Genomic DNA, 1429 nt, shown 5'->3' on the forward strand with positions numbered 1-1429 from the left:
AGGCATTGACACGTGAGGACTTCCTGAAAATTCGTGACCTCGAAATACCAGAGCGAAGAAAATCGTTGGCTTTGACCCGTGACCTTTTTCTTTTCGCCTGCTATACAGGCACGGCTTATGCCGATACGGTTTCCATCACGGAAGAAAACCTCTTTCGTGATGAGGAGGGCAGCCTTTGGCTGAAATACCATAGAAAGAAGAACAAGATGCTTGCACGTGTGAAGTTACTGCCAGAGGCGCTTGCCATGTTGGAGAAATACAAAGACCCGACAAGACCTACTCTTTTACCGCCACAGGAATTTCGAGTGCTGAGAGGTAACATGAAAAGTCTCCGAGTACTATCTGGCATTCGTGGAGTCACAACAAAATCTATTATTGATTGACTATCAACGAATTAAGTATAACAAAGAATGTAACTGCTAACGATTTAGAAACGAGCTATATTCTTTTTCTTTCACAACTTTGCAATATACAAAGAACGCTTTGATTTCGAGTGCAAAGTTAAATCTAATTTCTGAAAAACAACATTTTATGCTGTGATTTTACAAAATATTAAGATTAGTCTTTGCAAAGGTAAAAGAGTAGTTACCAACAGTAATTTTCATGTAACGTCATTTTAAGAGTATGGCAAAAAGAACATATTCATAAACGCATATATGTATCTTGCCATATTGGGAAATCAATTGCTTAGTTCCATTTTTGCAGATTATATTTCTATTTTGTCTAAATTACGACGGAATACAGCAGATTTTCAAGGGATTTGGATGGATTATCACGATAAAATATTATTTTTGTAGCGTAAAAACGATAAAAACATGAAGTTAAATCGCATAAGAGCAGTCTTAGAGGACAAAGGGATAAGCCAAACATGGCTTGCAAAGAAGTTAGGAAGGAGTTTCAGTACGGTCAATGCTTACGTATGCAACCGTTCTCAACCCAACCTTACCACACTTCTTGAAATTGCACAGTTCTTGTCTGTGGATATGAAAGAACTTATCACGGACAAAAAGGAACGCAATGATTGAAGAGATTATGAGAGACAAAATAATATCATAACATCATTTTGTGGATAAACTAAAATATAATATTTGCAAAATAAATTGAACTTTTCTCATAAGAAAAGAAATATACTATAAGAGTTCATATCTCTCTACATGTTAAATTATTAATTGCTGATAACTATGAGACTGAAGCCAAAACTCCTCAATGCAATAATATTAGGATTGACAATGTTCCTTTCAATGCAAACAGCTTTTGCTGCTTGCAAACAGTCATTTGCCGCTCAACAAAAGAAGGTAGCGACCATTAGCAAAAAGAGAGTTGTCAAGAGCAAGAAGAGAACCTATCGCAAGGCTTCGGCGCGTAAATATTCGCATAGGGAACTGAACGCCATTATGCGGATACTTGAGCGGAAGTTCCTGTCGGAAGA

General features: G+C 36.9%; 2 protein-coding genes and 1 pseudogene. All 3 read left to right on the forward strand.

Annotated features, from left to right (window positions below; translation table 11 throughout):
• A pseudogene (locus EXN75_RS17390) lies at positions 1–383 on the forward strand (site-specific integrase); the annotation flags it as partial.
• Positions 384–815: 432 nt separating this feature from the next.
• Complete coding sequence (locus EXN75_RS17395) at positions 816–1025, forward strand: helix-turn-helix domain-containing protein (protein ID WP_044072484.1); 210 nt, start codon at positions 816–818, stop codon at positions 1023–1025.
• A 156-nt stretch (positions 1026–1181) separates the two neighbouring features.
• The coding region (locus tag EXN75_RS18085; RefSeq protein WP_134844757.1) for a hypothetical protein at positions 1182–1429 on the forward strand (248 nt) is incomplete at its 3' end.

It is taken from the genome of Segatella hominis, assembly GCF_004535825.1.
In the GTDB taxonomy this organism is placed as follows: Bacteria; Bacteroidota; Bacteroidia; order Bacteroidales; family Bacteroidaceae; genus Prevotella; species Prevotella hominis.

Excerpts from the sequence above, each read along its gene's own strand:
- EXN75_RS17395 (WP_044072484.1), top strand. The coding sequence starts at position 816 with ATGAAGTTAAATCGCATAAGAGCAGTCTTAGAGGACAAAGGGATAAGC.